Source organism: Stenotrophomonas sp. Steno-Z10-BAI, from assembly GCF_056393115.1.
Genome location: NZ_JBWJOZ010000006.1, coordinates 167667 through 193503, shown reverse-complemented (window position 1 = coordinate 193503; position 25837 = coordinate 167667). Strand labels below are relative to the sequence as shown.

Below are 25837 nucleotides of genomic sequence, written 5' to 3'. Positions count from 1 at the left end.
GCCGGCCGGAGTATCTGACCGATGGATGTGTTGCTCGCCAATCCGCGTGGTTTCTGTGCCGGTGTCGATCGTGCGATCGAGATCGTCAAGCGCGCGATCGAGACCCTGGGTGCGCCGATCTACGTGCGCCACGAGGTCGTGCACAACCGGTTCGTGGTGGATGACCTCAAGGCCCGCGGCGCGATCTTCGTCGAAGAACTCGACGAAGTGCCGGACGACAACACGGTGATCTTCAGCGCGCACGGCGTGTCCCAGGCCGTGCGCCAGGAAGCCGACCGCCGTGGTCTGAAGGTGTTCGACGCGACCTGCCCGCTGGTCACCAAGGTGCACCTGGAAGTGGCCCGCCACTGCCGCGCCGGCCGCGACGTGGTGCTGATCGGGCACGCCGGGCACCCGGAAGTGGAAGGCACGATGGGCCAGTGGAACCGCGAGCGCGGCACCGGCCAGATCTACCTGGTGGAGGGTGTGGAAGACGTCGCCACGCTGGTCATCGACCAGCCGGAGAACTTCGCCTACACCACCCAGACCACCCTCTCGGTGGATGACACGCGCAGCATCATCGACGCGCTGCGCACCCGCTTCCCGGCGATGCAGGGCCCGAAGAACGACGACATCTGCTACGCCACGCAGAACCGCCAGGACGCCGTGCGTGACCTGGCCAAGCGCTGTGACCTGGTGCTGGTGGTCGGCTCGCCGAACAGCTCCAACTCCAACCGCCTGAGTGAACTGGCGCGCCGTGATGGCGTGGAGTCCTACCTGATCGACGGTGCCGACGAGATCGACCCGGCGTGGGTGGCCGGCAAGAAGCACATCGGCTTGACCGCCGGTGCCTCGGCACCGCAGGTCCTGGTGGATGGTGTGATCGCGCGTCTGAAGGAGCTCGGTGCCACCGGTGTGGGCGAACTGGAGGGCGAGCCGGAATCGATGGTGTTCGCGCTGCCGAAGGAACTGCGGCTGCGGTTGGTCGACTGACCGCGCAGCATTCCGCCACGCATGCCATGGCGCTGCCCCGGTAGTGCCGGCCGCTGGCCGGCAGCGCATCCCGGTTGGCCCTGATCGCGACCGGCAGACAGAACGTCACTGCGCGCCGCTGTGCCAATCATGGCCGCAACGCGACGTATGACCTTTGGCCATGGGGCAGGGCGGCAACACGCGGCTAGGATCAAGGGCTTCCCCCGCTGGAGCCTGCCTGATGAAGATGCGTGCCATTGCCCTGTCCGTGTTGCTGGCCGTGTCCGCCACCGGCGTGCAGGCGCAGACACCGCCGCCGCAGGACGTGGCCTTCCCGGGCCTGCTGCGCATCGACGTGGACGCGCGCGACATCGGGCGACGCATCTTCAAGGTCAAGGCCACGGTGCCGGCCAAGCCCGGCCCGCTGACCCTGCTGTACCCGCAGTGGCTGCCCGGGGCGCATTCACCGAGTGGCCCGATCGACAAGCTCGCCGGCCTGGTCGTCACCGCCAACGGCACGCCGCTGCAGTGGACGCGCGATCCGTACGACGTCTATGCCTTCACCGTGCAGGTGCCGCAGGGCGCCAGCGAAGTGGTGGCCGAGTTCAAGTTCCTCTCTTCGCAGGGCACCCAGGGCCGCGTGGTGGTGACCCCGGACATGCTCAACCTGCAGTGGAATGCCAATTCGCTGTACCCGGCCGGGGTGATCACCCGCAACATCCAGGCGCAGGCCACCGTCACGCTGCCGCCGGGCTGGTCGTACGCCACCGCGCTGGATACCGAGCGCCGCGAGGGTGACACGGTGGTGTTCAAGCCGATCAGCTATGACCACCTGGTCGACTCGCCGCTGTTCGCCGGCCGCCACTTCCAGCGCTTCGATCTGGACCCCGGTGCGAAGGTGCCGGTGCACCTGAATGTCTTCGCCGATGAGGCCAAATCGCTGGCCGCCAAGCCCGAGCAGATCCAGGCGCATCGCGCGCTCGTGCAGCAGATGTACAAGCTCTACGGCGCACGCCACTTCGACCGCTACGAGTTCCTGCTGGCGCTGACCGACAAGCTCGGCGGCATCGGCCTGGAGCACCAGCGCTCCAGCGAGAACAGTGGCGAGACCGGCTACTTCACCGAGTGGGACAAGACCTGGCTGGGCCGTGATCTGCTGCCGCACGAGTTCAACCACTCCTGGAACGGCAAGTACCGGCGTGGCGCCGATCTGACCACGGCCAACTTCAACGTGCCGATGGGCGACAGCCTGCTGTGGCTGTACGAAGGCCAGACCCAGTTCTGGGGCCAGGTGCTGGCCGCGCGCTCCGGCCTGTGGAGCCCGCAGCAGACCCGCGACGTGCTGGCCAATGTGGCGGGCACCTATGATCGCGGTCGCCCCGGCCTGGCCTGGCGCAACCTGCAGGACACCACCAACGACCCGACCATCGCCCAGCGCCGCGCATTGGCCTTCCGCAACTACCAGATGAGCGAGGACTACTACTCCGGCGGCCAGATGGTCTGGCTGGAGGTGGAGGGCAAGCTGCGCGCGCTGACGGGTAACAAGCGCGGCCTGGACGACTTCGCCAAGGCGTTCTTCGGCATGAACGACGGCGACTGGAATGTCCATCCGTATACCTTCGAAGAGGTGGTGAGCACGCTCAACGGCGTGGCGCCGTTCGACTGGGCCAGCTTCCTGCGCGAGCGCCTGGACGGGCACGGGCCGCTGACCGGTGGCCTGGAAGCGGCCGGCTGGAAGCTGGTCTATACCGATACGCCGAACGAGGCGTTCAAGGCGCAGGAAACCCGCGGCAAGAACAGCAACCTGCTGTACTCCATCGGCCTGTCGGTCAGCGAGTCCGGCTACATCGGCGATGTGCTGTGGGACAGCCCGGCCTTCAACGCCGGTCTCATTCCCGGCATGAGCGTGGTCGCACTCAATGGCCGCGTGTTCAAGGCCGAGCAGTTGAAGGAGGCGATCACCGCCGCCAAGACCGACAAGGCGCCGCTGACGCTGCTGGTGAAGAGCTTCGATCGAATCGATACGGTGACGCTGGATTACCACGATGGGCTGAAGTACCCGTCGCTGGAGCGCATCGCGGGCAAGCCGGACCGGTTGGCGGACTTGTGGAAGGCGCGGTGAGTGCGCTGCGTGGAGGCCGCTGGATCAGTCCGCGGCGTCCACATCCTGGGCGCTCTCGCACGCACGCTTCGGCGCACACAGGCGATCCAGCAGCGCCAGCGTGACCCCGTTGCTCCAGCCGAAGCCATCCTGCAGCGGGTACTCGCCACCGCCGCCGCCGGTGGCCGAACCGTCGACCACGTACTTCTCCACCAGCTTGCCCTCGCGGTCATACACGGTCTGCACGGTGCGCAGGAAGCGCGTGCCGATCCGGCGGGCGAGGGTGTCCTGTCCATAGCGCTGCAGCCCGTCCACCGCGACCCACTGCAACGGTGCCCAGCCATTCGGGGCATCCCATTGCTGCCCGGTTGTCACGGTGGTGGTCAGCAGCCCGCCATCGCGGAGCAGCTGCGAATCGACTGCCTGGGCGGTACGGCGTGCCTGCGTGCGCCCGGCGACGTCCAGCCACAAGGGGAACAGAGCGGCTGCGGTCAGGGCGGGGCGGGTCTGGCCACGCTCCAGATCGCGGTCCACGTACCAGCCTTGCTGGTCATCCCAGAGCAGTTGGTTGATGGCGTGCTGACGCGCCTTCGCCAGTTGGGTGAAGGTGCGTGCGCCGCTGCGATCACCGGCCGCCTTGCTGGCGCGGGCCACGGTCGTTTCCAGATGGAACAGCAGGCTGTTCAGATCGACCGGCACGATCGCCGTGGTATGGATGCTCGCCAACGCAGACGGCTCGGCGAGCCAGCGTGAGCTGAAATCCCAGCCCGATTCCGCACCGGCGCGCAGGTCGCGATACACCTGCGAAGGGGCGCGCTGCGGCGCCAGGGCGGCCGTGGCCACATCGTCCATCCAGGACTCTGTGCGTGGCACCGCGCGGTCGTCCCAGTAACGGTTGAGCAGTTGCCCGCCCGCCAGCCTGACCACCCGTTCGCGTGCCTCGCCCGGCGCCAGCGTTTCCGCGCCGCGCATCCAGAATGCATGCTCGATGCGCAGCTGCGGCAGGTAACGGCGGTAGGCGTCATCGCCTTCGTGGGTGGCGAGTAGATCCACCATCAGGCTGAAGAACGGCGGCTGCGAGCGGCTCAGGTAGTAGCTGCGGTTGCCGTTGGGAACATGGCCGTAGCTGTCGAGCTGGAACGCGAAGTTGTCCACCATGTCGCGCACCTGCTGCCAGCGACCACTGGAGGCCAGCCCGAGCAGGGTGAAATAGCTGTCCCAGTAGTACACCTCGCGGAAGCGCCCGCCGGGCACGACGTAGGGCTTGGGCAGCGGCAGCAGCGAGCCGTTCGGATCCACCGTGTCGGTGGTGCGGGTCAGCACGGGCCACAGCCCCTCGATGTGCGCGCGCAGCGTCTCGCCCGCTGGTGGCACGTAGGGCTGGGTGTCACCGGGCACCGCGAAGTGCTCGGCCACGAAGGTTGCCAGATCGAATCCAGGTTGGGTCCTGGCGCGCTGCCACTCGGCGAGGAGGGGTGCGCTGGGCTGGCGGGGCACTGCATCCGCGAAGGTCTTCTGATCCTTGAACAGGTGTGCGCCCTGGACCTGCTGGAACAGGGGCTGCCACTGCTGGTCCGGTGTCTGCGGCGTCGGTGCCGTGTCGCGTGCCAGCGCAGTGGCACTCAGCAGCAGGGATGACAGCAGCAGACCGGCCAAGCGGGGACAGGGGCGCATGGGATGCCTCCGGAGGTGGGAAATCCACTGTACGGGGCGGCGCGTCAAGGGCTGGTACTTCCGGGGCAGCGCGCACGCGGTCATTGGGGTGCGGGCCGTTTGACGGTGCGGCCGCTTCCCTGATTGACCAAAGTGGTCCGCACCCCCTAGAATTCACGACCTCGCCGGAATAGCTCAGTTGGTAGAGCGGCGCATTCGTAATGCGTAGGTCGTAGGTTCGATTCCTATTTCCGGCACCAGATACAGCAAAAAGCCCCGGCCTTGGCCGGGGCTTTTTGTTTGGGGCGTTCGAGGCGATCAGCCTGCTGGGTGCACCGGATGCGAAGACCGCCGCCGGAACTTCCGCGACAGCCAATTCCCCGCATCATCCACCACGGTGAAGGCCGCGGGAATCACGATCAGGCTCAGCAGCGTGGAGGTGATCAAGCCCCCGATCACGGCGATCGCCATGGGCGCACGGAAGCTGGAATCCCCGGCAAAGCCCAGCGCGATCGGCATCATGCCCGCGCCCATTGCCAGGGTGGTCATGATGATCGGCTGTGCACGCTTGCGGCAGGCATCGATCAGCGCGTCGTGCTGGCTCATGCCGTGCTCGTCTTCGGCCATCACCGCGTAATCCACCAGCAGGATGGAGTTCTTGGTGGCGATGCCGATCAGCATCAGCAGGCCAATCAGCGCCGGCAGCGAGAGCATGTTCTGGGTGATCAGCAGCGCGCCGAACGCGCCGCCGGCAGACAGCGGCACCGCAGCCAGAATGGTGACCGGCATCAGCGCGTGGTTGAACAGCAGCAACAGCACCATGTAGATGCAGATCAACCCGGCGGCCATCGCAAGCATGAAGCCGATGAACAACTCGACGAACACCTCCGCATCGCCGGTGTTGAGGAAGGTCACGCCCGGCGGCAGCTGCTTGACGCCCGGCAGGGCCTGCACCTCGGTCATCACATCGCCCAGCGGACGACCGTTGAGTTCGGCGGTGAGGGTCACGTTGCGCTGGCGCTGGTAGCGCGAGATCTGCGAGGGGCCGCTGCCTTGCTGGATATCGGCGACCGCCGCCAGCGGCACCGGGCCATTGCGGCCGGGCACGCGCAACTGGCTGATCAAGCCTGGGTTGGCCAGGGTGGCTTCGGCAAAGCCGACCCGGATCGGTACCTGGCGGTCGGGCAGGTTGAGCTTGGCCAGGCGCTGTTCGTAGTCGCCAGCGGTGGCGATGCGGGCGGCTTCGGCGATGTCGGCGGTTGCGACGCCCAGGTCCGCGGCGCGGGCGGGATTCGGCACGATCTGCAGTTCCGGGCGCAGCAGCGAGGCGGTGGAGGTGACGCTGCCCAGGCCCTGGATACCGCGCAGGTCGCGTTCCAGTGCGGTGGCGGCATCCTGCAGGCGTTGCGGGTCGTCACCGGAGAGCACCAACTGCAGCAGGTTGCCGGGCTCGGAGCTGACATAGCTGACGCGCACGCCGGGCAGATCGGCCAGGCGCTCGCGCGCCTCACGTTCCAGCACGCGCTGGTCGCGGTCGCGTCCGTCGGCGCTGCCCCAGTCGAGCACCAGGGTCGCCTTGCGCGGCTCCCCGACGCCGGTCGCACCCGGATCGCCCAGGTCGAGCACGCTGCCGACCGCGGTATAGACCTGTTTGAGTTCGGGCATGTCCTTGAGCAGCCCGCGCGCGTGTTCGGCGACGGCCACGGTTTCCTGCAGGCGCGTGCCCGGCGGCAGTTCGAGATTGAGGTTGCTGCGGCCCAGATCGGACTGCGGGATGAAGGTGGCCGGGATGAACGGCACCAGCGCCAGTGACGCGACGAACAACCCGGTGGCCAGCCACAGGGTGCGGCCGCGATAGCGCAGGGCGGCGTCCACCCAGCCCAGGTACCACGTCATCAGTTTGGATTCCGGCTTCTCCTCGCCGTGCGGCTTGAGCAGGTAGGCGGCCATCATCGGGGTGAGCAGGCGGGCCACCAGCAGCGAGAACAGCACGGCGGTGGCAGCGGTCCAGCCGAATTCGCGGAAGAACTTGCCGGCGATGCCGGGCATGAAGGCCACCGGCACGAATACGGCGGCCAGCGTCAGCGAGGTGGCGATCACCGCGTTGCCGATCTCGCCGGCGGCCTCGCGTGCGGCTTCCAGCGGTGGCTTGCCCATGCGCAGGTGGCGCACGATGTTCTCGATCTCCACGATCGCATCGTCCACCAGGATGCCGACCACCACGGACAGCGCCAGCAGCGTGATGATGTTGAGGGTGAAGCCGAAGAAGTACATCACCGCGAACGTCGGGATGATCGACAGCGGCAGCGCCAACGCGGACACCCACGTTGCGCGCCAGTCACGCAGGAACAGCCACACCACCAGCAGCGCCAGCAGCGCGCCTTCCCAGAGCATGGTCATCGAGGAATCGTAGGAGCGGTGCGTCTCATCGATCGCCGTGGTGACCAGGCGGAAGTCGATGCCGGGATGCTCGGCCTTGATCTTGTCCAGCGCGTCATGCACGCCGGCCTCCACCTTGACCTCGCTGGAGCCGCGGGTGCGCGACATTGAGAACGCCACCACGCCCTTGCCGTCCAGCAGGGCGGCCTCGGTGGGATCGGCAGCGCCATCAGTGACCGTGGCCAGCGTGGACAGCCGCACGGCGCGCCCGTCCGGCAGGGCGATGGAGTAGTCGCGCAGCGCCTGTGCGTCACCGACGGTGCCCAGCGTGCGGATGGTCTGCTGCGCGCCCTCGACCTCGGTCTTGCCGCCGGCACGCTCCACCTGGATGCGGGCCAGCTGCTGCGATACATCGCCGGCGGTGATGCCCATCGCGATCAGGGCATTGGGATCCAGATCCACGCGTACCTGGCGCTGCACGCCGCCCACGCGGGTGACGCGCGCCACACCGGGCACGCCGTACATCGCACGTGAGATGTCACGGTCGACGAACCAGCTGGCTTCATCGGTGGTCATGTGCGGGGCGACCAGCGCGTAGGTCATCAGCGAGCCGCCGATATCGACCTTGGAGATCACCGGTTCCTGGATGTCCTGCGGCAGGTCGGTGCGGATGCGGGTGACTGCGTCGCGGGTGTCATCCAGCGCGGTGGCAAGATCGGCTTCCAACTGGAATTCGATGGTGGTGGTGCTGACGCCTTCGCTGACCGAGGACATCACGCGCTTGACGTTGTTGACCGTCGCAACCGAGTCCTCGACCTTGCGGGTCACTTCCGCTTCCAGCTGGCTCGGCGATGCGCCCGGCTGGGTGACGGTGACGGTGGTTATCGGGAAGGCGATGTCCGGGAAGCGGGCTACCGGCAGCTGATGGAAACCCCACAGGCCGGCCACGCACAGCGCGAAGAAGATCAGCAGCGCAGGCAACGGGCGGTTGATCGCCCAGGCAGAGATGTTCATCGGGCGGCGGCCTTGGCATCGGCCACCACGCGCACGCGGTCGCCCTCACCGAGGAAGCCGGCGCCATCCACCACCACCTGATCGCCCGCCTTCAATCCTTCAAGGATCGCGGTACGGCCCTTGACGGCCTGGCCGGTGCTGACGCGGTGGCGGGTGGCCTGCTGTGTGTCGTTCACGGTGAACACGTAGTTGTGGCCATCGCGCTGCACGATTGCTGCGGTCGGGATGGTCAGCACCTGGCCGTCGCCGGTGACGATGCGGCCATCCACATAGATGCCCTGTTTGAGCGGGCCGGGCGTGGGCAGGTCGGCGTAGATCGTGCCGGTGCGGGTCTGCCCATCGACACCCGGGGTGACCGCGCGGATGCGGCCGCTGACCACCTGGCCGCCGTACGGCAGCTCCACGGTGTTGCCGACGGCGACATCAGCCAGCTGGTTTTCCGGCAGCTCCGCGCGCCATTCCAGGCGGCCATCGCGGATCAGGCGCAGCAGCTCGGTACCGGCGGAGACCACCTGGCCTGGCTGCACCAGGCGCTTGGAAATCAGGCCGTCGGCCGGCGCGCGCAGGTCGGCGAAATCGCGGCGCAGCTTGGCGGCGTCGCGCGCGGCACGGGCGGTGGCGGTCTGCGCTTCGGCATTGATGCGCGAGGCACGCAGCTCATCCAGGCTGCTTTCGCTGATCAGCTGCTGGGCGGCCAGCTTGGCGCTGCGTTCGTAGTTCATGCGGGCCAGCTCCTGCGAGGCCTGCGCCTGCCGCAACGAGGCATCGGCCTGCGCCAGCTCGCTGTCCAGGGTGCGATGGTCCACCTGCAGCAGCACCTGGCCCTGCGTGACCCATTGCCCCACGTCCACCAGCAACGCGGTCACGCGCTGGCCGCTGATCTCCACGCCCAGCTGCATTTCCTCGTAGGCGGTGACCGGCCCGGAAACCAGCACCGTGCGCGCCATGGTCTGCTGCTGCGCGGGCGCCAGCGAGACCGGCAGCGCCGAGCTGGCAGCGGCGGCGTCGGCCGAGGCCTTGTCGTCCTTGCCGCCACACGCGGACAGCAGCGCAGCGACCAGGATCAGGGAGAAACTGCGGAAGGAGGGTGCACGCATGGAGTGGCTTTCCGGGTCGGAACAGCGGGAAAAGAAAGGAAGGGGGCAATCAGGATTCGCGGGACAGGCGCAGTGCGATGCCATCCAGCATCAGGCCCAGCCCCTGCTCGAAGCGGGCGTCGAAATCGACCTCGCTCCACACGTCACGGGCCTGCCAGCAATGGGGAAAGCGGGCCTCGGCCAGCGCCATGAACGCCTCACCCAGCGCCTCCATGCTGCCGTCGCCGGGCCAGGACTGCTCCTCGATGACAAAGCCCATCGTGTAGTACACCAGGTCCATCGAGGTGGTCGCGGCAAAGCGTGCCGGCGCGCCGGCGCCCATCAGCGCGGCGATGCTGGCCTCACCCACCCGCAGCACGTTCTCGGTCGCCAGGAAGGTGCCGGCATACACCCGCGCACCGTCACGGCGGGCCTTGAAGGCCAGGCGGAACTCGCGCCCGATCTGCAGCAGGGTCTGCCGCCATGGCTGCCCGGCGGGGATCGTACGGGCGACGTCGCCGATCATGGCGTCGGCCATGGCGTCGATCAGCGCCTGCTTGCTCTTGAAGTGCCAGTACAGAGAGGGCGCCCGGATGCCCAGCGAGCAGGCCACCTTGCGCAGGGTAATACCCTCCAGGCCGGCCTCGTCGAGGATCCGGAAGGCCGCCTCGACGATGTTTTCCCGCGCGATGGGTTGGCGCACTGTGCTCTGGCCTAACGTTGTTAGGGGGCGAATCTAACAGTGTTAGGCTGGCGCGGGCAAGTGCCGCCCGCGTGCCTCAGAGGTCGATCAGGTCGGCCTGCAGCGCCGCCATCCGGACCCGGTTCCGGCCACTCGTCTTGGCGTCGTACAGCGCCTCATCCGCCCGGGCGATCAGCGCCTCCAGCAGCCGCTGGTCGCCGCCCGGCAGCGCCTCGCCGATCGCGCCACCGACGCTGACGGAGACGGCAATGCGCTCGCCGCCCACGAGGATGGGTTCGGACGCCACCGCACTGCGCAGCCGTTCGGCGGCGGCGGGGATCTCGTCCACCGCGGACGCCGCCAGCAGGGCAATGAACTCCTCGCCGCCGAAGCGGGCGAACAGATCGCGCTCCCGCAGGGCGTCCCGGCAGCGCTTGGCGACCACCTTGAGGACTTCATCGCCGACCGGATGGCCGTAGGTATCGTTGATCTTCTTGAAGTGATCCACGTCCACCATCAGTACCGCGACGGCGCGGCCGTTGGCTTCGCGCGCGGCGATGATCTGGGCCGAGCATTCTTCGAAATGACGGCGGTTGGGCACGCCGGTCAAGGGATCGGAGGAGGCGAGGCGGCGCAGCTCGGCGGCCATCAGCAGATCGGCGGTGACATCGGTGAACAGCCAGATGCGCCCATGTGCGCCGTCGCCGCGCACCGGGTGGGTATCCACCTCGAAGGTGCGTTCGCCCAGTGTCCAGTTCTGCTTGGCCGCGAACTGGTCGTTGTTGATCTGGGCGCTGTAGGCCAGCTCCAGTTCGCCATGGTTGTCGCACCGTTGGCGCAGGGCGCGCATCGGGCCGGCGAGATCCGCGGCGCGGTGATCACCTGCCGTGCAACCCAGCAGTTCCGCTGCGTGCTCGTTGACCGCAGCACCTACGCCATCGCCATCGATCAGGACGATGCCCGCGGGCACACTTTCAAACAGATCGAGGAACTGATTGCGGACGATGGCGCCGCGTGCGGCTTCCCGCCGCGCGGACAACAGCCGCGCCACGCTCGTTGCCAACAGCGGCACCTGCGCCGTCAACGCTGCGGGCGCAGGGGCGCTTCGCCAAACCAGCAGCAGGCCGCTCAGCGGCGCCCCGTGCGAAGGCGCCGGGACGTACAGCAGGTGGGCGGGGAGGCCTTCCAGGGCATGGATGATCGCCGTCGGCAGCCTGAACCCCGCCGCGTCCATGGCTTCGCCGTTCCAGCGGCACTCGAGGATGCCGCTGCGTGCCAGGTTGAAGCTCGGCGAGGGCAGTGCCGGGGCCGAGACCGCCCAGGTCGCCCGGCCGCCGGCGTCCACTTCCACCGCCATCACCAGGTCGGCGTGGGAGGCGAGGCGGGCGAACTGGCACAGGGCGGCCAGCGCGTCACTGTCGGACGTGGTCACAACGCGGTGCCTGCCAGTCGCTGTTCGAGGATGCGCATGACGTCATCCGGCGCGGTCATGTGCGGAAGATGCCCTGAGGCATCGATCACATCCAGGGTGGCGCCCTCGATCGCGTTGGCCAGCCAGTGGCCGACGGCAACCGGTACCGCCACGTCGTGTGCGGTCTGGATGAGGTGGACCGGGCGTGAAACCCGCGCGGCCAGGCTGCGCAGATCGGAGGTGAAAATCGTGCGCGACGTGTTGAGTGCGATGTCCGGGCGCATCTGGAACAGGGTATTGGAGAAATCGGCGACAACCGCGCTGTCCTCCACGCCGACGACCATCGGGGCGAAACCGGCGATCCAGGCCTGGTAGTTCGCACGCATGCTCTCGAACAGCTGCTCCAGGTCCTGCGGCTTGAAACCGCCGGTGTAGCCGGCGTCGTCGAGATAGCGCGGCGACGCACCGATGATGACCAGGCGCTCGAACAGCTCCGGCCGTGCAACGGCGGCGGCCGCGCCGATCATGCCGCTCATCGAGTGGCCGATGTAGGTGCAGTCACGCACGTCCAGTTCGTCCAGGATGTCGATCAGATCGTCGGCATAGCCGAACAGCGAGCCGTGCCGTTCGAAATCGTAGGTCTGCGCACCGTGCGGACCGCAGCCGGCGAGATCGAAGGAGATCACATCAAAGCGTGCTTCAAACCAGGGGCGCAGGGCGTTCCATGCGGTCTGATCGGTACCAAAGCCGTGTGACAGGATCGCGACTGATTTGCCCGCACCGGTACGGCGCCCGTTGAACCGCTCGAAACTTTCCACGCACATCCACCCATGGCGTCCTGCAAGGGCCGAATACTAGGTCACGGGCGCGCGCGGGTCCAACGCGCGCCCGTGCCGAAGACCAGTTGCCGCAGATAGCCGCCGATGAAACCTGCGATGGCCCCTGTGAGCGCACCGAGCAGCAAACGGGCGGCGACGCGGGCGATACGGCCGCCATGCAGCCGCACCCACGGCAACAATGTCATTGCCTGGGCACCGATCAGCAGGACCAGCACATCCAGCCCCAGCGCATCCACCACGGGCAGCAGTGGTGCAAGCAGTGGATTGCAGGCCATCAGGGTCACGATCGCGGCAGTGAGCGCGAACAGGGTGCGCCGGCCCATCGGCGTGGCGGTCCAGCGGAGAAGGCGGGCAGTCAGGGACACGGCAGGCTCCAGGCAGTTGGCCGGAGTGTACTGCGGTATCGTCATGCTCGAACTCCCGGGGATCACCCTCATGAAGATCGCAGTATTCAGCGCCCGCCCGTACGACCAGCAGTTTCTCGATGAGGCCAACCAGCGCCGCGGGGCAGGGCAGCCGTTCGAATGTCTGTACTTCGATGCCGCGCTGGATTTGCATACCGCGCCGCTGGCGCAGGATTGCGAGGCGGTCTGCGTGTTCGTGAATGACCGGCTGGATGCCCCGGTACTGCAGGCGCTGCACGCGATGGGCGTGCGTGCGGTCCTGCTGCGCTGCGCCGGCTTCAACAATGTCGACCTGGCGGCGGCGGGGCAGCTGGGCCTGTTCGTGGCCCGCGTGCCCGCGTATTCGCCGGAGGCCGTGGCCGAACACGCGCTGGCGCTGGTGATGACGCTCAACCGCCGGACCCACCGTGCCTACAACCGCGTGCGCGAGGGCAACTTCATGCTCGATGGCCTGCTGGGCCGCACGCTGCATGGCAAGACGGTGGGCATCGTCGGCACCGGGCAGATCGGCCTGGCCACGGCCCGCATCTTCAAGGGCATGGGCTGCACCGTGCTGGGCCACGATCCGTATCCGTCGGCGGCCTTCGCCGCGATCGGCACGTCGGTGGCGCTGGATGAGCTGCTCGCCCGCTCGGATGTCGTCTCGCTGCACTGCCCGCTGACGCCGGACACCCATCACCTGATCGACGATGCGTCACTTGCCGGGATGAAGCCCGGGGCGATGCTGGTCAATACCTCGCGCGGCGGGCTGGTGGATACCCATGCGGTGATCCGCGCGCTGAAGTCGCGCCGCCTGGGGCATCTGGCCATCGATGTGTACGAGCAGGAGAGCGGGCTGTTCTTCCAGGACCGGTCTGGCGAGATCATCGACGATGACGCGTTCCAGCGCCTGATGACCTTCCCCAATGTGCTGGTGACCGGGCACCAGGGCTTCTTCACGGTGGAGGCGCTGCAGGAGATCTCGGCGATCACGCTGCGCAACCTGGGGCAATACGCCACTGGTACGCGGTGCCCGAATCTCGTACCACCGCCCGGCGGGTAACCCCCAAACGCACGCGGCCACCCCAGTGACGGGGCGGCCGCGTGCGTTCTGACACCTGTCGCGTTCGCAGCTGCGGTCAGGGCGAGCCCTGCAGCAGCTGCTTTTCAATCAGCTCCAAGGTGAAATGGGAGCCTGCCGGCGTAAGGTGGACGATATCCAGATAGAACGTTTCACCGCTCTTTGAATCCGAGCGCGTGAGGCAGCCATCGTCGTTGCACAGTACCTCGGTCAGCGAGATATATTCCACGCCGGTCTGCTTGGCAATTTGGCGCATAAGCTCCTCGGCCGTGGCGGTCCGGTAGTCGGCAGCTCCGGTCGCGTGGTCGCCCTGGCCCATGCCGTACTTGCTGTAGTCCAGACGCGACGAAGGTGTGGCATGCAACGGATCATCGCGCCAGATGTTGAACACGATCCGCGACGGAGTGTCCTTCCACGACGGCGGCGGGCCCAGCATGACCACGCGACGAACACCCAAAGCCTTGAGGCGAGTGAGCGTCGCAGGCAGATTCGCCTTGTCGTAGTAGTGCCACATGGCGGCCATCAGCACGGTATCCGGCTTGAGTCGAGCGATGGAGGCCAGGGCCCAGTCGTTGTTATAGGTACACGCCGGATTGGTGCCCGCGAAGTCGGCCATCGGCGGGCAGGCTGAAGACGTGAACTGCGCCAGACGCATCTGGTCGCTACGCTGCTGCAGGCCGCGGATGCCGGTGTACAACGAAGCAGCAGACGAGTCACCCCACAGCACCCAAAGCGGCTTGGTACCCTGATCCACGCATTCCGCAGCGTACTTGTCGGCGTTGTCGCCCAGCTCCATGAAGCAGACATGGTTACGCAGGCCAGCACGATAGGCCTCCAGGTCGTACTCGGTGGCGCGCTGGATGATCTCGGGATAGCGGGACGGATAACCAGCGTTATTCCAAGCCCTGTAACCGAGGACGCCGATGATGGCCATGCCCACCAGCAGCGCGGCGACCTTGATGCCGCCGTGCCGCGACGACCGCAGCGGCCGCTCGACCAGACGCCAGGTGAGCCAAGCAAGAGCAACGCTGGCCAGTAGCAGGCCGGCGCGGTCCAGGCTGCTCAGATCGCCGTAGGCATTGCGGGTCAGCGTCAGCAGCGGCCAATGCCAGAGATACAACGGGTAGCTGATCAGACCAACCCATACGAACGGGCGGCTGGAGAGGATCCACCGTGCAACCGGCGTGGACGGGCCCGCGCCGATTAGCAGGGCGGTGCCCAGCGTCGGCAGAAGGGCGCGTACACCGGGGAAGGGCATGGTGGAACGGATGCTCAGCATGGCGATCACGAGCAGCGCCACGCCCACCCATGCAGCGCAGGCGCGTACCAGTGCCGCTGTTCCGGCAGGTATCACCACGCCGGAATGGCTCAACCTGGCCGCCCACCAAGTACGCTCGCGAGCGCCTTGGGCCGAGCTCCAATGCGCGAGCATGCCACCGATCATCAGCTCCCAGGCTCGGGAGAGGGGGGAATAGAACGAAGCGGTTGGATTACCGCCCTGATGGTGCAGGTTCACCACGAAGGAGGCGGCGGCGGTGGCGATGATGACCGGCATCAGAGGCAGGCGCATCCGCCACGCCGACCACAGCAGCAACGGCCAGGCGAGGTAAAACTGCTCTTCGATGCCCAGCGACCACAGATGCAGCAGCGGCTTGCTGGCCGAGGCAGCGTCGAAGTAGCCCGCTTCGCTCCAGAGCACCAGATTGGCGACGAACCCGGCGCCACCGGCGGTATGTTTGCCCAGATGGGCGAGATCTTCGGCCAGCATCGTCTTCCAGCCGAACGCGAAGCAGGCCGCCAGGACCAGCAGCAGGGCGGGGAAGATCCGTCGCACGCGGCGCGCGTAGAAGTCCCCGATGCTGAAGCGGGACTGATCCAGGCCATCCAGGATGACCCGGGTGATCAGGAAGCCGGAAATGACGAAGAACACATCCACGCCGACGAAGCCGCCGGGCAGGAGTTTCGGAAATGCGTGATAAAGCAGAACGCCTATGACCGCGATGGCTCGCAGCCCGTCAATGTCTGCGCGATACGGTCCATGCGCCTTGACGGCAACCGCAGTTGCCGCATCCTGATGTTGCATCGTGGTCCCCTGTTAAAAAAGCGTCAAGATTGTAGCTTGGAGTTGTGAAAATAATCGACTTGAGCTACCAGCAAGGGTATGCAGGCACGGGACGGATGAGCTGAACGCCCCAATTGTCTATACCTGAACGACGGAAACTGTGCCGATTCGGGCGCCCTGCGCGCACTGCGACAACGTGTCGCAGCCTAAAACAGGCCTTTTCTGCGCCGGATCATTGTCAATGCCTTTCTTAAATGATGCGTGACGGCCTAAAATTGGAAGGCTGACATGATCGTCCTTCGTGCCTGTCCCCTTGGACCGGCACCACCGGCTTTGGCTGGGACGGAGGCGGGCTTGAACTGGCATTCCCTACGCAATTGGATCGACCGATGATTCCGTTGAAACCCCTTGGACGCTTCCTGCGTCCGGGCCTGCTGTTTGCGTTGTCCGTGTTCCTGACGGGCTGCAACTCGGCCATCCTCAACCCCAAGGGCCAGATCGGCCACGACGAGAAGACCCTGCTCATCACGGCGACCGTGCTGATGCTGCTGGTTGTCGTGCCGGTCATCATCATGACCCTCACCTTCGCGTGGAAGTACCGTGCGACCAACACCAAGGCCCGCTATGAGCCGAAGTGGTCACACTCCACGGCCATCGAAGTGGTGGTCTGGTCGATCCCGTGCATGATCGTGCTGGTGCTGGCCGTGCTGACCTGGCGTTCCTCGCACGCGCTGGATCCGTACCGTCCGCTGGACTCGGACAAGAAGCCGGTGGTGATCGAAGCCATCTCGCTGGACTGGAAGTGGCTCTTCATCTATCCCGAAGAGAACATCGCCACCGTCAACGAGATCACCTTCCCGGTGGATACCCCGCTGAACTTCAAGATCACGTCCGATTCGGTGATGAATGCGTTCTTCATCCCGCACCTGGGCAGCATGATCTATTCGATGACGGCCATGGAGACCAAACTCCACCTGATCGCCAACGAGACCGGTGAGTTCCCGGGCATGTCCTCGCACTACAGTGGCGCGGGCTTCAGCAAGATGCATTTCTCCGCGCACTCGGTGACCGAGGCGGAGTACCAGCAGTGGCTGACCAAGGTGCGTGCCGAAAGCGCGACCCTGGACAAGACGGCCTTCGCTGCGCTGGTGGCCGAAAAGAACCACGACTGGCACCCGGTGACCTATTACGGCACCACCGAGGCCGGCCTGTTCGACTGGGTCATCGCCAAGCACATGGGCGACAACCAGCACTACGGCATGAAGCACGACCACAAGGCCATGAAGCATGACGGCGCCGAGGGCGAAAGCCATGAAGGCCACGACATGCAGGCCATGAGCGGAGCCCACGACGAAGCGGCCAAGCTGCCGGTCCATGCCGACCAGCCCGCTGCCGCGGACGCCGCACACACTGCAGACGAGCACGCCGCAGCCGGCCACGCCGGTCACGACGGCTCGGGAGAATGACCATGAATCTGTTGGGTAAACTGACCTTTGCCGACATTCCGCATGACCCGATCATCATCACCACGTTGATCGGTGCTGGTATCGGCGGCCTGCTGGTGTTGGCCCTGATCACCAAGTTCAAGCTGTGGGGCTATCTCTGGAAAGAGTGGTTCACCTCGGTCGACCACAAGAAGATCGGCGTGATGTACCTCATCGTCGCCTTCGTCATGCTGCTGCGCGGCTTCGCCGACGCCATCATGATGCGTGTCCAGCAGGCGATGGCCGCTGGCGGCAACGAGGGCATCCTGCCTCCGCACCACTACGACCAGATCTTCACCGCCCACGGCGTGATCATGATCTTCTTCGTGGCGATGCCGCTGATCACCGGCCTGATGAACGTTGTCGTGCCGCTTCAGATCGGCGCACGCGACGTCGCCTTCCCGTTCGTCAACTCGCTCAGCTTCTGGCTGTTCGTAGCGGGCGCGGGCCTGGTGATGATCTCGCTGGGTGTCGGTGAGTTCGCGCAGACCGGCTGGCTGGCCTTCCCGCCGTTGTCAGGCAAGGAATACAGTCCAGGGGTAGGTGTCGATTACTACATCTGGGGCCTGCAGGTCGCCGGCCTGGGTACCACGCTGAGCGGCATCAACTTCTTCATCACCATCTTGAAGATGCGCACCCCCGGCATGAAGCTGATGCAGATGCCGATCTTCACCTGGACCGCGCTGGTCACCAACGTGCTGATCATCGCCGCCTTCCCGGTGCTGACGATCACCCTGGTGCTGCTGACCCTGGATCGTTACCTGGGCACGCATTTCTTCACCAATGACGGTGGCGGCAACGCCATGCTGTACATCAACCTGATCTGGATCTGGGGTCACCCGGAAGTCTATATCCTGGTCCTGCCGGCCTTCGGCGTGTTCTCCGAGGTCATCGCCACGTTCTCGCGCAAGGCGCTGTTCGGCTACAAGGGCATGGTCTACGCCACCGCCTGCATCGGCGTGCTGTCGTTCCTGGTCTGGCTGCACCACTTCTTCACCATGGGCTCGGGTGCCAACGTCAATGCCTTCTTCGGCATCACGACGATGATCATCTCGATCCCGACCGGTGTGAAGATCTTCAACTGGCTGTTCACCATGTTCCGCGGTCGCGTGCAGTTCACGACCCCGGTGCTGTGGACGATCGGCTTCATGGTCACCTTCACCATCGGCGGCATGACCGGCGTGATGCTGGCGATCCCGGCCATCGATTTCGTGCTGCACAACAGCCTGTTCCTGATCGCCCACTTCCACAACGTCATCATCGGCGGCGTGGTGTTCGGCATGTTCGCCGGCATCACCTACTGGTGGCCGAAGATGTTCGGCTTCCGCCTCAATGAAACCTGGGGCAAGCGCGCGTTCTGGTGCTGGTTCATCGGCTTCTATGTGGCTTTCATGCCGCTGTACATCCTGGGCTTCATGGGCATGACCCGCCGCATGCAGAGCTACCCGAACATGGAGTACCAGCCGCTGCTGATCGTCGCCATGTGCGGTGCCTTCATCATCGGCGCCGGCATCCTGTGCCAGGTGATCCAGATCGCCGTGTCGATCCGCGACCGCAAGAAGACCGCCGACCTGACCGGCGATCCGTGGGACGCCCGTACGCTGGAGTGGGAAACCTCTTCGCCGCCGTCGTTCTACAACTTCGGCTCGCTGCCGCGCGTCAACGAACTGGACGAGTTCTGGGAGCGCAAGCAGCGCGGTGAGGCGTGGGAGCGCCCGGCCAAGTACACCGACATCCACATGCCGCGCAACACCGGCACCGGTGTGGTGATCGGCGCCTTCAGCCTGGTGTTCGGCTTTGCGATGATCTGGCACATCTGGTGGCTGGCCATCGTGGGTCTGGTCGGCATGATCGGCACCTTCATCTGGCGCACCTTCGACAAGGACGTGGATTACTACGTGCCGGCCGCGGAAGTGGAGCGGATCGAAAATGAGCACCGTCGCCACCTGGTGGCGCAGGGCCTGGTGAAATCGGAGCTGAAGGCATGAGCACCACTATCCCCAACACCATGAACCCTGGGCACGCCGCGCACGCGGCGGCCCACGGCCATGACGACCACGAGCACCACGACACCGGCGGCAATACCGTCTTCGGTTTCTGGGTGTACCTGATGAGCGATTGCCTCATCTTCGCCACCCTGTTCGCGACCTACATCGTGCTGTCCGGCGGCACCGACGGCGGCCCCGGCCCGAAGGACCTGTTCGAACTGTCCTTCGTCGCCTGGGAAACCACGCTGCTGCTGGTCTCCTCGCTGACCTTCGGCCTCGGCATGATCGCCATGCACAAGCAGAAGGTGGGCCAGATGTACGCATGGCTGGCCCTGACCTGGCTGCTGGGCTTCGGCTTCATGTGCATGGAAGTGTGGGAGTTCAACCACCTGATCCACCAGGGCTACGGTCCGGACCACAGTGCGTTCCTGTCGGCGTTCTTCGCGCTGGTCGGTACCCACGGTCTGCACGTGAGCGCGGGTCTGCTGTGGCTGCTGATCATGTTCATCCAGATCAAGCAGAACGGCCTGACCCAGACCAACAAGACCCGCATGGCGTGCCTGAGCCTGTTCTGGCACTTCCTGGATCTGATCTGGATCGGCGTGTTCTCCGTCGTCTATCTGAATGGAGCGCTGTAATGGCCGCACATGACAATCACGCACACGATCATGGCCACAGCGCTGCCGGCGAAAGCCATGGCAGCGTCAAGTCCTACCTGATCGGCTTCGTCCTGGCCGCCGTGCTGACCATCATCCCGTTCTGGGCGGTCATGCATGGCGACCTGCCGCGCTTCACCACCGGCGTCATCATCGTCGTTGCCGCGGTGCTGCAGATCCTGGTGCACCTGGTGTTCTTCCTGCACCTGGACCGCTCCTCGGAACAGCGCTGGAACGTCAGCGCGGCGGCCTTCACCGTCGTGGTGATCGGCATCATCGTCGCCGGCTCGCTGTGGGTCATGCACAACATGAACGTGCACATGATGCACTGACGTCTTCGCGACGTTGCCACACGCAGAAAGGCCGCCCTCGGGCGGCCTTTCTGTTTGGTTCGCCCTCGCATCCGTATGAGAAGCCGCGGCGGGGCTCGGCTACCGGAACCGAGGCGCCGAGCCGCGCGCTACGCTGCTTTCGCCAGCCGCATGAACTCCGCCGCATCCACCGGCCGCCCGAGGTGGTACCCCTGCAGCTGATCGCAGCCCATGTCGCTCAGGTACTGGCGTTGGCCGGCGGTCTCCACGCCCTCGGCGACGATCTGCAGCTGCAGCGAGCGGCCCAGCGCGATGATCGAGGAGACGATCGCCGCATCTTCAGCGTTGTCTTCCAGGTCGTGCACGAAGGCGCGATCGATCTTCAGCTCGGTGGCCGGCATGCGCTTGAGGTAGAGCAGGCTGGAGTAGCCGGTGCCGAAGTCATCGATGGAGATGTTCACGCCCATCGCGGTCAGTCCATGCAGGATCAGCAGGCTCGCTTCCACATCGCGCATCGCAGTGGTTTCGGTCACCTCCAGCGTCAGCCGCTTCGGGTCCAGCCCGTGTTTCTCCAGCGTGCGGCGCACGGTCTCCAGCAGCGTGCTCGAGCCGAACTGCAGCGGCGACAGGTTCACCGCCATCGTCCAGTCCGGATGCCCGGCATCGTGCCAGTGGCGCAGCTGCGCGCAGGCCCGGTCGAGCACCCAGTCGCCGATGGACAGGATCAGCCCGCTGCGCTCGGCGATCGGGATGAACGCATCCGGCGACAGCAGGCCCAGTTCGGGGTGCTGCCAGCGCACCAGCGCCTCGGCCCCGATCAGCGCGTTGCCGTTGGCCTGGAACTTGGGCTGGTAGTGCAGCACCAGCTCGCTGCGGCTGACCGCCTTGCGCAGCTCCTGCAGCAGCTTCAGCTGGCGGTTGGCGCTGACGTTGAGTGACTGGGTAAAGAAGGTATAACCGTTCCGGCCCGAATCCTTGGTGTGGTACATGGCCGCATCGGCGTGGGCCATCAGATCGCGCTCGGTGGTGGCATCGGCCGGGTACAGCGCGATGCCCAGGCTGGCGCTGACCTGCAGTTCCAGCGCATCGATCTCGAACGGTTCGGCCACGCTGGCGATGATCCGTTCGGCGACCACCGCTGCGTCTTCCGGATCTTCCACCTGGAACACGATGACGAATTCGTCTCCGCCCAGCCGCGCGAACGTGTCCTGCGCACGCAGCAGCGCGGTGATCCGCTCACTGACCTGGATCAGCAGTTTGTCGCCGAGCTGGTGGCCGTAGGCATCGTTGATCGCCTTGAAACCATCGAGGTCGCAGAACATCACCGCGAAGCTGAACTGCCGGCGTTGTGCCTTCTCGATGGCCTGCTCGATCCGGTCCTGCAGCAGCATGCGGTTGGGCAGCTGGGTCAGCGGGTCGTGCAGGGCGGCCTGCATCAGCTTCTCGTTGGCCTGCGCCAGCGAATCGGCGAGCAGGCCGGTACGGGTACGCATCTGGCGATCGAACACCGAGGCGATCAGCGCGATGCCCAGCGTGGCCAGTGTCGTCACGATCACCAGTACGGCCAGCCATTTGGTATCGATGCCCTGGCCGTAGGCCGCGCCGCACAGCGCGCCCTCGGGGAAGTTGGCTGCGGCCATGCCGGTGTAGTGCATGCCGACGATGGCCAGGCCCATCACCAGCGAGGCCAGCCCGCGCAGCAGGAACGGCCGGCGCTGCTCCAGGCGCAGCCGGAAGGCGATCCACAGCGCCGCACCGGCCGCGCCGATCGCGATCAGGATCGAGGCGGCAAACCACACTGGGTCGTAGTCGATGCCCGGCTGCATCTCCAGCGCGGCCATGCCCAGGTAGTGCATGGCCGCGATGCCCAGCCCCATCAGCACCGCGCCCGCGCACAGTCGCGACCACGGCAGCTGCGCACGCGAGACCAGCCACAGCGCATACGCCGAGGCGCCGACCGACACCGCCAGCGAGTACAGGGTGATGGCCAGGTCATAGCCGACCGGGATCGGCAGGTGGAAGGCGAGCATGCCGATGAAGTGCATCGACCAGATGCCCAGGCCCATCGCACCGGCGCCACCGGCCAGCCACCAGCGGGCGACCCGGCCGCGGGTACTGGCCAGGCGACCGGCCATGTCCAGCGCGGTGTACGAGGCGAGGATGGCGACCAGCAGCGAGAACACGACAAGACTCTGGCTGTAGGTGCCGGTCATGGAGAAGCCTGGAAAAGGTTGAAGGAGGGCAGTGGCCCGCCGGAGTATCGGCATCGCGGCCGGAATCTTGAGCAGGGGCGCTCGGCGTCTCGGTTGCTGCGACGCGGCTCGGCTATCCTGCCCCATCGATTCTGAAGCGGAAGTGGACATGGCCAAGCGACTCACCGCTTACGTCTGCAGTGAATGCGGCGCCGAATACAGCAAGTGGCAGGGCCAGTGCACCGAGTGCGGGGTCTGGAACACGCTCAGCGAAATCACACTGGAAAGCGCGACGCCCACCAAGTCCTCGCCGGCGTCGCGCCGTTCCGGCTGGGCCGGCAAGGTCGATGCGCCCAAGATCATGGCGCTCAAGGACGTGCAGCAGACCGAGCACCTGCGGGTGAGCACGGGCATCGGCGAGTTCGACCGCGTGCTCGGCGGTGGCCTGGTCGAAGGTGCGGTGGTGCTGGTCGGTGGCGATCCGGGTATCGGCAAATCCACCCTGCTGCTGCAGGCGGTGGCGAAGATGGCGGCCAGCTTGCCGGTGCTGTACATCACCGGTGAGGAATCGCTCTCGCAGGTCGCTGGCCGCGCGGTGCGGCTGGATCTGCCGCTGGACAACGTCAACGCGCTGGCCGAAACCCAGGTCGAGGCGATCCTGCAGCATGCCAGCGTGGCCAAGCCGCGGCTGATCGTGGCCGATTCGGTGCAGACCCTGTGGACCGAATCGCTGACCGCCGCGCCCGGCTCGGTCAGCCAGGTGCGTGAGAGCGCCGCGCGGCTGGTGCGCTTTGCCAAGGAAACCGGCACCGCGGTGTTCCTGGTCGGCCACGTCACCAAGGAGGGCGGCATTGCTGGCCCGCGCGTGCTCGAGCACATGGTCGACGCGGTGCTGTACTTCGAAGGTGAGAGCGGCAGCCGATTCCGCCTGCTGCGGGCGTTCAAGAACCGCTTCGGCGCGGTCAACGAGCTGGGCGTGTTCGCCATGGGCGAGAAGGGCCTGAAAGAGGTCTCCAATCCCTCGGCGATCTTCCTCTCCGGCGGCAGCACCCAGCAGCCGGGCAGCTGCGTGATGGTCACCCGCGAAGGCACGCGCCCGTTGCTGGTGGAAGTGCAGGCACTGGTGGATGCCTCACCGCTGTCCAACCCGCGCCGGGTGGCGGTGGGGCTGGAGCAGAACCGCCTGGCGATGCTGCTGGCGGTGCTGCACCGCCATGGCGGCGTGCTGGTGGGTGACCAGGACGTGTTCGTCAACGTGGTGGGCGGCATCCGCGTGCAGGAGACCGCCGCCGATCTGCCGGTGCTGCTGGCGGTGCTGTCCTCGCTGCAGGACCGGCCGCTGGCCGAGAAGACGATCGCCTTCGGCGAAGTGGGCCTCTCCGGCGAGATCCGCCCCGTGCCCAACGGTGAGGACCGCCTGCGCGAGGCGGCTACGCATGGCTTCAAGCGCGCGATCGTGCCCAAGGCGAACGCGCCGAAGACCGGCAGCGTGAAGGGCATGGAGGTGATCGCGGTGGAGCGGTTGTCGGAGGCGATCGACGCGCTGTGACCGGGGCCGGGCCGAGGCTCGGTTGTCGCGCCCCTGTGAGCTGAGCCCATGCTCGGCTCACCCATGACGAATGGGTCTGCGGTCAGCCAGCCTGTGCTAGTTTTCCGGGCTCGACGAAGGCGCCCTCCGGCGCTTTTCCGTGGCAAGGAGTAATCGATTACATGCAGGACCCGATGTTCAGCACCCCCGCTGCCGAAATCCGCCGCGCCGGGGTCGATCTCAATGGACTGATGACGGTGCTGGGCAAGCACCTGTATTCCACCCCGATGGTGGCGCTGCGCGAACTGGTGCAGAACGCGCACGATTCGATCATCCGTCGCCGTATCGAGCAGCCGGGCATCCCGTGTGTGTCGCGCATCGACGTGCAGGTCGATGCCGCCGCCGGCGTGCTGCGCATCACCGACACCGGTGCCGGCCTGACCCGGCAGGAAATCCACGATTACCTGGCCACGGTCGGCGTGGGTTACACCCGGGGCCTGCGCCAGGAGGGCGAGGACAATGACGGCTTGATCGGCATGTTCGGCCTGGGGTTCCTGTCGGCCTTCGTGCTGGCGCGCCGTGTCAGCGTGCGCACCACCTCCTACCAGGCGCCGGAGCTGGGCCACCTGTACGTGTCCAGCAACGCCGAGCAGTACACCGTCAGCGACGTGCCGGCACGGGTGATCGGCACCGAGGTCGAGCTGGAGCTGCATCCGGACTTCCTGCCGCTGGCCAACGAAGCGCGCCTGCACGAGGTGCTTGGCCGCTACTGCGCGCTGCTGTCCGAACCGATTTTCATCGGCGCTGCCGCCGAGGCCATCAACCCTGAACCGCCGCCGTGGCGCGGGCAGGGTGATGTCGCGCTGCATCCCGTGCAGGCGCGTCGCCAGGCGCTGCAGTTCGCTGCCCGTTTCGAACACGATTTCGAGCCCATCGTGACGATGCCGCTGCAGTCCGATGGCAGCAGCGATGCCATCGGCATGCTCTGGGTGCAGGATGGTGCCACCTACGGCACCAGCGACAACCGCAACCTGTCGGTGTTCGTGCGCGGCATGCTGCTGGACGACGATGCACGCGACCTTTTGCCGCCGTGGGCCGGTTTCATCGGCGGGGTGATCGAGTCGTCGAAGCTGACCCCGACGGCCAGCCGCGAGGATCTGCAGCGCGATGATCACTATCGCGCCGTGCAGCACGCCCTGCTGGAAGCGCTGATCGATGGCCTGGCCGACGTCGCACGCCAGCAGCCCGAGGCCTGGCGGCGTGTGCTCAGCCGGCACAATGAAGCCCTGCTGGGCGCAGCCCTGTGCGATGAGCGCCTGTTCGACCTGCTGCTGGAACACGTGCGCGTGCCGACCTCGCAGGGTGACCTGCCGGCCAGCGCGTTGCCGGCGCGTGGCGCGGTGCATGTGATCCTCGACAACGGTGGCGGCTTCGAGGAAATGCTGTTCCGTGCGATGGGCGTGCCGGTCGCGCATGGCCATCGCTATGCAGTGGTGCCCTTCCTGCGCCGCTGGGCCCAGGCCAAGGGCCTGCGCCTGGTTGAGCTCGGTACCGAGCAGGGCAATCGCGCACTGTTCCGCACTGACCACAGCCTTGACGATGCGCAACTGGCCTGGCTGCGTGAACACCTGGGCGATGGCGAACAGCTGCTGCCGGCGCGCTTCAGCCCCGAGGCGCTGCCGGTGGTGGTGGTGCCCGACCGCGAAGCCGAGCTGAAGCAGCGCCTGGAAGACGACGAGAACGACAAGCGCGTCTCGATGGCCGCCTTGCGCCTGGCGCGCCAGTTCACCGCGCGAATCGAGGCGCGTGCGCCGTCACGGCTCTACCTCAACCTGGACAATCCAGCGGTGCAGGCATTGCTGCAGGCCCAGCGCGATGGCCACCCGCAGGCCGCCTCGGCCGCACGCCTGCTGCGCTCGCTGAAGATCATCGTGTCCGCACAGGGCCGGCCGTTGCAGCGGGCTGCGGCAACGCCGGGCCCCGATCTCAATGGTGCATTTACCGATATTGCCGGTGCCCTGCAGCAGATGCTGCGCTGAGCACCGC

The 25837-nt window shown here is 66.3% G+C and carries 18 protein-coding genes and 1 tRNA gene; 10 read left to right on the top strand and 9 right to left on the bottom strand.

All coding sequences use genetic code 11. From position 1 onward, the window contains the following. Window positions 1–21 precede the first annotated feature (21 nt). Window positions 22–972 carry a 4-hydroxy-3-methylbut-2-enyl diphosphate reductase gene (gene ispH / locus AC06E9_RS15430; RefSeq protein ID WP_121043425.1) on the top strand — a complete coding sequence of 317 codons (951 nt, stop codon included), beginning with the start codon at window positions 22–24 and terminating at the stop codon, window positions 970–972. A 220-nt stretch (window positions 973–1192) separates the two neighbouring features. Beyond that, window positions 1193–3073, top strand: a complete 1881-nt coding sequence (locus AC06E9_RS15425; protein WP_478056354.1) for a M61 family metallopeptidase — start codon at window positions 1193–1195, stop codon at window positions 3071–3073. A gap of 24 nt (window positions 3074–3097) precedes the next feature. Here AC06E9_RS15425 and treA read toward each other — a convergent pair whose 3' ends face one another. Next, the gene (gene treA, locus AC06E9_RS15420) at window positions 3098–4726 is read right to left on the bottom strand and encodes an alpha,alpha-trehalase TreA (RefSeq protein ID WP_478050370.1); all 1629 of its coding nucleotides are present in this window, start codon (window positions 4724–4726) and stop codon (window positions 3098–3100) included. Between the two features lie 163 nt (window positions 4727–4889). Between treA and AC06E9_RS15415 the strand changes: the two genes are divergently transcribed. After that, a tRNA-Thr gene (locus tag AC06E9_RS15415) sits at window positions 4890–4965 on the top strand. Window positions 4966–5023: 58 nt separating this feature from the next. On the opposite strand, the gene AC06E9_RS15410 is transcribed toward AC06E9_RS15415, so the two are convergent. From AC06E9_RS15410 to AC06E9_RS15385, 6 genes are all read right to left on the bottom strand, one after another. Beyond that, a complete protein-coding gene (locus AC06E9_RS15410) occupies window positions 5024–8098 on the bottom strand; it encodes an efflux RND transporter permease subunit (RefSeq protein ID WP_478056353.1) in 3075 nt (1024 codons plus the stop codon). After that, window positions 8095–9195: an efflux RND transporter periplasmic adaptor subunit gene (locus tag AC06E9_RS15405; RefSeq protein WP_152153698.1), complete on the bottom strand. Its 1101-nt coding sequence runs from the start codon at window positions 9193–9195 to the stop codon at window positions 8095–8097. The genes AC06E9_RS15410 and AC06E9_RS15405 overlap by 4 nt, the downstream gene beginning before the upstream one ends. 49 nt (window positions 9196–9244) lie before the next feature. Then, complete coding sequence (locus AC06E9_RS15400) at window positions 9245–9877, bottom strand: TetR/AcrR family transcriptional regulator C-terminal domain-containing protein (protein ID WP_121043440.1); 633 nt, start codon at window positions 9875–9877, stop codon at window positions 9245–9247. Window positions 9878–9953: 76 nt separating this feature from the next. Continuing rightward, the gene (locus tag AC06E9_RS15395; RefSeq protein ID WP_152153703.1) at window positions 9954–11288 is read right to left on the bottom strand and encodes a GGDEF domain-containing protein; all 1335 of its coding nucleotides are present in this window, start codon (window positions 11286–11288) and stop codon (window positions 9954–9956) included. Next, window positions 11285–12091: an alpha/beta fold hydrolase gene (locus tag AC06E9_RS15390; RefSeq protein ID WP_121043445.1), complete on the bottom strand. Its 807-nt coding sequence runs from the start codon at window positions 12089–12091 to the stop codon at window positions 11285–11287. The genes AC06E9_RS15395 and AC06E9_RS15390 overlap by 4 nt, the downstream gene beginning before the upstream one ends. A gap of 35 nt (window positions 12092–12126) precedes the next feature. Continuing rightward, window positions 12127–12471, bottom strand: coding sequence for a hypothetical protein (locus tag AC06E9_RS15385; protein ID WP_121043588.1), 345 nt, complete (start codon window positions 12469–12471; stop codon window positions 12127–12129). Window positions 12472–12541: 70 nt separating this feature from the next. Here AC06E9_RS15385 and AC06E9_RS15380 point away from each other — a divergent pair, with 70 nt between their 5' ends. Then, complete coding sequence (locus AC06E9_RS15380) at window positions 12542–13552, top strand: 2-hydroxyacid dehydrogenase (protein WP_121043591.1); 1011 nt, start codon at window positions 12542–12544, stop codon at window positions 13550–13552. Window positions 13553–13628: 76 nt separating this feature from the next. Here the strand turns inward: AC06E9_RS15380 and AC06E9_RS15375 are convergent, their stop codons facing one another. Continuing rightward, entirely contained in the window at window positions 13629–15653 is a 2025-nt protein-coding gene (locus AC06E9_RS15375) for an acyltransferase family protein (RefSeq protein ID WP_478056352.1), read from the bottom strand. A gap of 368 nt (window positions 15654–16021) precedes the next feature. Here AC06E9_RS15375 and cyoA point away from each other — a divergent pair, with 368 nt between their 5' ends. The 4 genes from cyoA to cyoD are packed head-to-tail and all read left to right on the top strand — an operon-like array spanning window position 16022 to window position 20092. Beyond that, entirely contained in the window at window positions 16022–17098 is a 1077-nt protein-coding gene (gene cyoA / locus AC06E9_RS15370; RefSeq protein ID WP_121043451.1) for a ubiquinol oxidase subunit II, read from the top strand. 8 nt (window positions 17099–17106) lie between these two features. Beyond that, window positions 17107–19104, top strand: a complete 1998-nt coding sequence (cyoB, locus tag AC06E9_RS15365; RefSeq protein ID WP_121043594.1) for a cytochrome o ubiquinol oxidase subunit I — start codon at window positions 17107–17109, stop codon at window positions 19102–19104. Between the two features lie 20 nt (window positions 19105–19124). Beyond that, window positions 19125–19742, top strand: a complete 618-nt coding sequence (gene cyoC / locus AC06E9_RS15360) for a cytochrome o ubiquinol oxidase subunit III (RefSeq protein WP_121043454.1) — start codon at window positions 19125–19127, stop codon at window positions 19740–19742. Continuing rightward, entirely contained in the window at window positions 19742–20092 is a 351-nt protein-coding gene (gene cyoD / locus AC06E9_RS15355) for a cytochrome o ubiquinol oxidase subunit IV (protein WP_121043457.1), read from the top strand. Before cyoC ends, cyoD begins: the two co-directional genes overlap by 1 nt. 128 nt (window positions 20093–20220) lie before the next feature. On the opposite strand, the gene AC06E9_RS15350 is transcribed toward cyoD, so the two are convergent. Then, window positions 20221–22284 (bottom strand): putative bifunctional diguanylate cyclase/phosphodiesterase, encoded by a 2064-nt coding sequence (locus AC06E9_RS15350; protein ID WP_121043460.1) that lies wholly within the window; start codon window positions 22282–22284, stop codon window positions 20221–20223. 148 nt (window positions 22285–22432) lie between these two features. On the opposite strand from AC06E9_RS15350, the gene radA reads away from it, so the two are divergent. Then, window positions 22433–23812 (top strand): DNA repair protein RadA, encoded by a 1380-nt coding sequence (gene radA, locus AC06E9_RS15345; RefSeq protein WP_121043463.1) that lies wholly within the window; start codon window positions 22433–22435, stop codon window positions 23810–23812. A 161-nt stretch (window positions 23813–23973) separates the two neighbouring features. Then, on the top strand, window positions 23974–25830 hold the full coding sequence (locus tag AC06E9_RS15340; RefSeq protein WP_461770471.1) for an ATP-binding protein: 1857 nt from the start codon (window positions 23974–23976) through the stop codon (window positions 25828–25830). Window positions 25831–25837 lie beyond the last annotated feature (7 nt).

Coding starts and splice junctions, on each gene's coding strand:
- cyoD (WP_121043457.1), top strand. CDS start 19,742: ATGGCCGCACATGACAATCACGCACACGATCATGGCCACAGCGCTGCC.
- cyoA (WP_121043451.1), top strand. CDS start 16,022: ATGATTCCGTTGAAACCCCTTGGACGCTTCCTGCGTCCGGGCCTGCTG.
- AC06E9_RS15405 (WP_152153698.1), bottom strand. CDS start 9,195: ATGCGTGCACCCTCCTTCCGCAGTTTCTCCCTGATCCTGGTCGCTGCG.
- AC06E9_RS15380 (WP_121043591.1), top strand. CDS start 12,542: ATGAAGATCGCAGTATTCAGCGCCCGCCCGTACGACCAGCAGTTTCTC.
- radA (WP_121043463.1), top strand. CDS start 22,433: ATGGCCAAGCGACTCACCGCTTACGTCTGCAGTGAATGCGGCGCCGAA.
- AC06E9_RS15410 (WP_478056353.1), bottom strand. CDS start 8,098: ATGAACATCTCTGCCTGGGCGATCAACCGCCCGTTGCCTGCGCTGCTG.
- cyoC (WP_121043454.1), top strand. CDS start 19,125: ATGAACCCTGGGCACGCCGCGCACGCGGCGGCCCACGGCCATGACGAC.
- AC06E9_RS15425 (WP_478056354.1), top strand. CDS start 1,193: ATGAAGATGCGTGCCATTGCCCTGTCCGTGTTGCTGGCCGTGTCCGCC.
- ispH (WP_121043425.1), top strand. CDS start 22: ATGGATGTGTTGCTCGCCAATCCGCGTGGTTTCTGTGCCGGTGTCGAT.
- AC06E9_RS15340 (WP_461770471.1), top strand. CDS start 23,974: ATGCAGGACCCGATGTTCAGCACCCCCGCTGCCGAAATCCGCCGCGCC.
- AC06E9_RS15375 (WP_478056352.1), bottom strand. CDS start 15,653: ATGCAACATCAGGATGCGGCAACTGCGGTTGCCGTCAAGGCGCATGGA.
- treA (WP_478050370.1), bottom strand. CDS start 4,726: ATGCGCCCCTGTCCCCGCTTGGCCGGTCTGCTGCTGTCATCCCTGCTG.
- AC06E9_RS15350 (WP_121043460.1), bottom strand. CDS start 22,284: ATGACCGGCACCTACAGCCAGAGTCTTGTCGTGTTCTCGCTGCTGGTC.
- AC06E9_RS15390 (WP_121043445.1), bottom strand. CDS start 12,091: ATGTGCGTGGAAAGTTTCGAGCGGTTCAACGGGCGCCGTACCGGTGCG.